7 protein-coding genes are annotated in these 7632 nt (G+C 29.6%); 3 read left to right on the forward strand and 4 right to left on the reverse strand.

Annotated elements, in window-relative coordinates:
* Positions 1–55: 55 nt before the first annotated feature.
* The 4 genes from tuf to ACXYRN_RS04030 form a co-directional block, all read right to left on the reverse strand.
* Positions 56–1249 carry an elongation factor Tu gene (gene tuf, locus ACXYRN_RS04015; RefSeq protein ID WP_435129111.1) on the reverse strand — a complete coding sequence of 398 codons (1194 nt, stop codon included), beginning with the start codon at positions 1247–1249 and terminating at the stop codon, positions 56–58.
* Positions 1250–1548: 299 nt separating this feature from the next.
* Positions 1549–2271: a glucosamine-6-phosphate deaminase gene (gene nagB, locus ACXYRN_RS04020; RefSeq protein ID WP_458597204.1), complete on the reverse strand. Its 723-nt coding sequence runs from the start codon at positions 2269–2271 to the stop codon at positions 1549–1551.
* A gap of 7 nt (positions 2272–2278) precedes the next feature.
* On the reverse strand, positions 2279–3379 hold the full coding sequence (nagA, locus tag ACXYRN_RS04025) for an N-acetylglucosamine-6-phosphate deacetylase (protein WP_458607755.1): 1101 nt from the start codon (positions 3377–3379) through the stop codon (positions 2279–2281).
* Positions 3379–4227 (reverse strand): N-acetylmuramic acid 6-phosphate etherase, encoded by an 849-nt coding sequence (locus tag ACXYRN_RS04030; protein WP_458607756.1) that lies wholly within the window; start codon positions 4225–4227, stop codon positions 3379–3381. The genes nagA and ACXYRN_RS04030 overlap by 1 nt, the downstream gene beginning before the upstream one ends.
* A gap of 181 nt (positions 4228–4408) precedes the next feature.
* On the opposite strand from ACXYRN_RS04030, the gene ACXYRN_RS04035 reads away from it, so the two are divergent.
* The 3 genes from ACXYRN_RS04035 to ACXYRN_RS04045 all read left to right on the forward strand — a co-directional run bounded on the left by ACXYRN_RS04035 (position 4409) and on the right by ACXYRN_RS04045 (position 7571).
* Positions 4409–4738: a hypothetical protein gene (locus ACXYRN_RS04035; protein WP_435129125.1), complete on the forward strand. Its 330-nt coding sequence runs from the start codon at positions 4409–4411 to the stop codon at positions 4736–4738.
* On the forward strand, positions 4738–6519 hold the full coding sequence (locus ACXYRN_RS04040) for a PTS transporter subunit EIIC (RefSeq protein ID WP_458607757.1): 1782 nt from the start codon (positions 4738–4740) through the stop codon (positions 6517–6519). The genes ACXYRN_RS04035 and ACXYRN_RS04040 overlap by 1 nt, the downstream gene beginning before the upstream one ends.
* Before the next feature lie 176 nt (positions 6520–6695).
* Positions 6696–7571 carry a MurR/RpiR family transcriptional regulator gene (locus tag ACXYRN_RS04045; protein ID WP_458597207.1) on the forward strand — a complete coding sequence of 292 codons (876 nt, stop codon included), beginning with the start codon at positions 6696–6698 and terminating at the stop codon, positions 7569–7571.
* Positions 7572–7632 lie beyond the last annotated feature (61 nt).

The raw sequence follows: 7632 nt of genomic DNA on the forward strand, positions 1-7632 counted from the left end.
GTTTTTGTTTGCAAAGCATTAAAAAATCGGGATATAAACCCGACTTTTAAATTGTTTATTTAATAATCTTTGTTACTGAACCAGCACCAACTGTACGTCCACCTTCACGGATAGAGAATTTGGTTCCTGCTTCAACAGCGATAGGAGCGATTAATTTAACTTTTAAGTTAACGTTTTCTCCTGGCATAACCATTTCACGTTTTGCATCAAATTCAACTCCACCAGTAACATCAGTGGTACGGAAGTAGAATTGTGGTTTATAGTTTTTAAAGAATGGTGTGTGACGTCCACCTTCTTCTTTTTTTAGAACATAAATAGCTGCTTCAAATTCTGTGTGAGGGATAATTGAACCTGGTTTTGCTAAAACTTGTCCACGTTCAACATCTTCACGGTTTACTCCACGAAGTAATAATCCAGCATTATCTCCAGCTTGTGCTTCTTTAAGGTTTTTACGGAACATTTCAATTCCTGTAACAACTGTTTTCTTAGTAGGTTTTAAACCAACGATTTCAACTTCTTCGTTTAATTTAAGTGTTCCACGCTCTACACGTCCTGTAGCAACTGTTCCACGTCCTGTAATGGTGAATACATCTTCAACAGCCATTAAGAAAGGTTTTTCAAAGTCTTTAATAGGTGTTTCAATGTATGTATCAACTGCATCCATTAATTCCATAATTTTTGGTTCTCATTTTGCATCACCTGATAATGCTAATGATGCAGAACCACGGATAACAGGAGCATTATCTCCATCAAATCCATATTCTGTAAGAAGTGAACGAACTTCAAGTTCAACAAGGTCGATCATTTCTGCACCTTCATCACCTTCTAACATATCACATTTATTTAAGAATACAACGATGCGAGGTACACCAACTTGTTTTGATAAAAGAATGTGTTCACGAGTTTGAGGCATTGGTCCATCGGTTGCAGCAACAACTAAGATAGCACCATCCATTTGAGCTGCTCCGGTAATCATATTTTTAACGTAGTCAGCGTGTCCAGGACAGTCTACGTGAGCATAGTGACGTTTTTCAGTTTGATATTCAATGTGTGCTGTGTTAATTGTAATTCCACGAGCTCTTTCTTCTGGAGCAGCATCGATTGAAGCATAATCACGAGCTTCTGAAAGTCCTTTTTTAGATAAAACTGTAGCAATAGCAGCAGTCAAAGTTGTTTTACCGTGATCAACGTGTCCAATGGTTCCAACGTTAACGTGTTCTTTACTACGATCAAATTCTAATTTTGCCATATTAATATTCCTTTCATATTGTTTATGATTTAAATTAATTTAGTTTGTCTTAGCGCTAAAACCAACCATAGCCTAGTCTTTCATCTAGGTCCTGTCCATAAGCACCAATAATTTTAGCAAATTCTTTTATATAATTTAGAAAATGCTTTTTGTATTAATATATTTTACCATATTTTTTATATTCATTAATCATTAAGATTATGCTTTTAAGGCTTTATTCTATGATTTTATTTACTAAATGATTGATTTATATAAAATAAATTATTCAAAAAATCAATAAGGTTTCCTTATTGAAAGTTTTATAATAATTTTGCTGCTTTTGAATCTAAAATTATAGTTACATCATTATGTGTTTGTAAGAAACTAGCAGGAACATCCGAGCAAACAGGACCATTTATTGTTTTTGTAATTGCATCTGCTTTAGAATCTCCATCTGCTAACAAAATAATTTTTCTTGCTTTTAATATAGTTCCGATACCCATTGATATAGCTGTTTTTGGAACTAACTTTATATTGTCAAAATACTTTTTATTAGCATTTATAGTACTTTTAGTCAAAATTACTTCACGAGTTATATCATTGATTTTTGAACCTGGTTCATTAAATGCAATATGTCCATTGATACCGATTCCTAGTATCATTAAATCTATACCACCTTTTTCTGCTATTAACTTTTCATATTTTTTAGCATTTAAACCAATATTTCCTATTCCGTTTGGCAGATTAATATTTGATTTATCTACATCAATATAATTAAAAAGTGTATTGAACATAAAATAATGGTATGAGCAAGGGTTTTTTATATCAATTCCAACATATTCATCAAGGTTAAATGTTGTAACATCTTTAAAAGAAATCTCTTTATTTTGATATTTTTGAATCAATAATTGATATGTTTTTATAGGAGAGTTACCAGTTGCAAAGCAAATGTTTAAATTAGGTCTTGATTTAATAGCATCTGCTATTAAATCTGCTGCATATTTAGCTTGTAAATCTGAATTTTCTTTAATTATAACTTTCATATTTTCCTTAGTTTACCTTTTTTCCATCAATATAAACACTTTTAATATTTCAATTATAATCCATTAATACTATATCTGCTAGATAACCTATCCTAATTTTGCCTAACTTTTTATTTAATCCTAAGTATTTAGCAGCATTATATGATGTCATTTTTACTGCATCACAAGAATTTACATTGATACTCAATAAGTTTTTAAAAGCATCGTGTATACTGATACCTGAACCTGCAATAGTATTACTGTCTTTTAAAGTTATTTTTAATCCATCTTTTATAACAGGGATATCACCTGAAATATTTTCTCCATCTTTATAATAAGCAGGTTTAATTGCATCTGAAACAGCAATAATTTTATCAAAACCTTTATTTTTGATAGTGAATCAAATAGACTGCTTACAAATGTGAAATAAATCGAAAATCATTTCTACATAAGTGTTTTCGCTCATTAATGCAGCCTGAAGCAAACCTGGGTTTCTTGAGTCGATTCCTGACATAGCATTTCATAAGTGACATACAGATTTACAACCATTATCAAAGAAGATTGATGCAGTTTCAAAATCAGTTGCTGAATGTCCGATAGACCCTATTATATTGTGTTTTTGCATCTGTTTAAATACTTCTATATCTACCACATCAGGATCGAATGATATTTTTCTTAGTGTGTTTTGTGATGCATTAATAAGTTCTTTGATATCTAAAACAGTTGGTTTTCTAAGATACTCAAATTTATGTGCTCCTTTTTTAGCATTTGCAATAAAAGGACCTTCTAAATGCAAACCTAAATTTCTTGCAACATATTTAGTATTTTTACTCACATCGTCTAAAACATCTAAAATATTTTGTCACTGATTTGTCATCAATGTAGGCATAAAAGCAGTTGTTCCATGTTGAGCAAGTTTTTTTGAAATAGCAGAAACCGCATCGCTTCCTTCCATAACATCGTAATTATAAAAACCGTGTATATGTGTATCGATAAATCCAGGAACTGCTATATATTTTGCTTGATTTTGATTTGGTATAATTTTTTGTATTTTATGATCTTTTATATATATATCAGCACAATCAATGATGTTGTTATAATTTATAATTTTAACATTTTCTATTTTCATTATCCAATTACTTCCCTTAAATTATTATGTGATTTTTTTAATAGCTTAATCGCATTTATTTTATCAACTTTATTTAAATGCATTATAGCAGCAACTTTAATATTTTGATCTGCTTCTGAATATAACTTTTGTGCATCTAATGCAGATATATGTGTTATTTGTTTTAAAATATCAATGCTACGCTTAACTAATTTTTCGTTTTTAGGAATTAAGTCAATCATTAAATCATCATATACTTTACCTAGTTTTATAGCAGTAATTGATGAGATAGTGTTTAAGATAAGTTTTTGCAAAGTCGCTGCTTTTAAACGAGTAGAACCAGAAATAACTTCTTTACCTACATCACCAACTATAACATCATCTGAAACAGATTCACAGTCTCCATTTTTTTGATTTGCTATCAAGGTAGTTTTTGCATTAGTAGTTTTTGCATAAACAAAAAAACCTTTTATATATTTAGTATTTCCCGATGCAGACAAACCGATGATTAAATCTTTATTATTAATATTTTCTTTTTTTGCATCACTGTAACCTAAGTTATAATCATCTTCATAGCCTTCTAATGACGCTAAGATTGCTGCATCTCCACCGGCCATCGAGTATTTGAATCAATTTAACTCTCCAAATGTAGGTAAAATATCTAAAGCATCTAATAAAGCGATTCTTCCACTACTACCAGCACCTACATAAAATATTCTACCGTTTTTTTTGATGACTTTAACACATTGCTTAGCAAGTTGAATAATATCTTTTTTCAAATTATTATATGCTTTGATTACATCTTTATTTGATTCAGCAAAAATATTTACAAGCTGTTTATAATTTAATGTATCTAAATGTTTGTTCATAACAACCTCGCAATTATTTTATTATGGAAGTCTATTTGATATGTAAAATAAAAAAATTTTTTATTTTTTATATTAAACATCATTAATAAAACAAAAAATATGAAAAATTTTTTCATCTTAGCATTTGTATATGAAAATGATTTTATAATATTTTAGAGTGTAAATCACTCAGTGAGGTTATATGGATAAATTTTTAAAAAAACTCAAAGACTTGCACTGGTCGCAATGAGTTTATATTATTTTATGAACTTTATTTATTGTCTTTTTAATCATACTTATCGGATTATTTGGAGGTTTCACAGAAAACAGTCACGGGTTTTCAAAAGAAAAACTAGGTGCTCATTATGATGCATATGTTGCTGCTTTCAAAAAATTTCGATCAGATGTAATAGGGGCAATGGGATTCTTATTCTTTCTTAGCTTTTTTGGAGCAATTATCGCTACAATTGCTTCACATGGATTCTTTTTGAAGAAGAAAAAACTTCTTTTAGCTAAAGCAGGAGGTAAATAATGACTACAACTGCTAAAAAAACATTTTCAGGTGGGTTAGCTAAAGGATGAATGACAAAACTCTCACGTATAGGATCAGCATTGATGTTTCCGATTGCGGTGCTACCGGTTGCTGCGATCTTGTTAAGAATCGGAGCAGAATTACCAGGTGATTCTCCGTTTGGTAAGTTTGTGCAATCATTATTATTAAAAAGTGGTGATGCAGTATTTTCAAACTTATACATTATATTTGCAGTAGGTGTAGCATTTGCTTTCACAAAAGACAAACGGGGTGAAGCAGCATTTGCTGGATTTATTGGAATAATGATATTAACCTTTTTAATGGTTGCTTTAACCGATGTGTATTATGGAACTTTGTTTGTACATAAAGGTTATGTAGATACTGATACAGGTGTTATTAAGGATTTTGTAGCATCTTCGCCAAAAGATACAAAATCAGGAACAGGATTTAAAGAATTTACTAGAACTTATCAAGTAGTTTCTACCGGTTTTCATACAATTTTTGGAAAGAAAACAGATGACGTTCTTGCTAAAAATGTACTTAATGGTATTGTAGTAGGTGCTTTAACTGCATTTGTATATAATCGTTCAAACAATGTTACATTGCCAAAAGTATTAGGATTCTTTAGTGGAAAAAGATTAGTTCCAGCAGTTGCTATTATTGCATCAACATTATTTACAATTGTTTGAGCAGTTATTTTCCCTTGAATCGGTTATGTGATTTTTGCTATTTCAGAAGCGATGTCAAAAGCCGTAACATCAAAACAAGGTGAATCATTTAATTTATCAGCACAAGCGCGCTTTACAAGAGCGGGAATAATGGGTGTATATGGATTTTTAAACAGACTTTTAATTCCATTCGGATTACATCATATTCCAAATAACATCTTCTGATTCCAATTAGGTGAATGACCAAAAGAAGGTAATCCATCACAAACTGTTAATGGTGATATTCTTATTTTCTTACAAGGACAAGCAAAAGGCAACCCAGGCGGTATCTTCCAAGCAGGATTCTTCCCAATGATGATGTTCGGATTGCCTGCCTTAGTGGGTGCATTTGTTTATTCAGCAGAAACCAAAGAACAAAAGATTAAAGTTGCTTCATTATATGGTTCAGCAGCAATTGTAAGCTTTTTAACAGGTATTACAGAACCAATTGAATTTGCTTTCTTATATGTTTCTCCACTTTTATACTTATCACATGCAATCTTAACAGGTATCTTTGCATTTATAACAGGAGCATTTGGAATACAATTAGGATTTGGATTTTCAGCTGGATTATTAGACTACATTACTTCAATACCTAAGTCATTAAGAATAATCAACGAATCAGGTTATACAGGCGCAGCAAGAGTGTTTGCTAACCCAGGATGAATTTTCCCTATTGGATTTGTAACTGCTGCTGCTTACTTTGGTGTAGGGGTTGGATTTATCAAAGGATTTAACTTATCAACACCTGGTCGTGGTGAAGGTATCATACGTTCAGAAGAAGAAATAAAAGAAGTTGTCTCACCAGAAGCAAATGATGGTAGCTTTTCAACAAAAGCAAGAAATATTGTTAAAGCTTTTGGTGGCTGAGATAATATAACAACTTTTGAAAACTGTTCAACACGACTTCGTTATGAAGTTAAAGATGGAAGTAAAGTATCTGAAGAAGATTTGAAAAAAGCAGGTGTATTTGGTTTAGTAAAAGTTTCTGAAAAATCATTTCAAGCAATAGTTGGAGTCGAAGCAGAAAGTATTAATAACCAGATTACATCAAATAAAGGTGCAGAATTATAATAATTTAGATGACACAGATGTGTCATCTTTTTGTATTATATAGTTTTATAATAAGATTGATTAAAATAAAGAAGAGGAATAAAGAAAAAAATATTGCAAAATAAAGAAACATAAAAAGCATAAAACACAAAAATAATTTGCATTTTTATAAGCAAAATATATAATTATTTTTACCTATGAAAAAAGAAATTTTTGATAATAATCTAAAGCAAATAATTACATCAAATCAACATATAAAATCATTGATAAAATTAACCGATTTTATTAGTTTATATCCTAATGGTTTTTTAGAATTATCAACTTTGCAATTATCTGATAAGCTTGATGTGTCACAAGCAACTATTTCTCGTATTTCAAAAATATTAGGTTTTAGAAATATTCAAGATATAAGAATCTATATTTCAGCAAGATTGCAATATTTAGATGATCGTATTGATTGAAATAATAATGAATCAAGCGAAAATTTATCAGATGTAATTTCTAATATTAAATCACATTATATGTTTACAATTGAAAAAAGTGTAAATAAGTTTTTAGATAATAAATACATTTATAAGTATATTAACACATTATTAGAATACAAAATTAATCTATTTTTTGGCATTGGTGATTCTGGTATGATATCAGCTTATTTTGCTAATAATTTAAGAAAAATAGGATTTAATGTTTTATATTGTAGTGATGTACATACCTTTTTAAGCTTTAATTCATTGCTACAACTTAAAAAAGTACATGTAACAGTGATATCTAAATCAGGAACAACTTTAGAAATAAAATTTGTTATAAACTTCTTAGAAACAAATAATATTCCATATTCTGTATGAACAAAGAATCAGAGTTTACAAAGCAATCATTCGTTGAATTTATTGTATGTTGATTCGCTTGAGCAAAAGTATCGTATTGGAGTGCTAGGCTCAAAGATTTCTTATTTTATGCTTTGTGATATTATTTATTCATTTTTATCAGTAAAAATAGATAAAAATAAGAAAATCTTTTCGCAGATTAATGATTATATTAGTAGTTGAAATAATTTATTGGATAATAAAAAATAAGGTGCATAAACAAGGACATAAAAATTAACAGAAAATTAACATTGTATCATCTCTGCATATT

This window comes from Mycoplasma sp. 4423, from assembly GCF_054353855.1.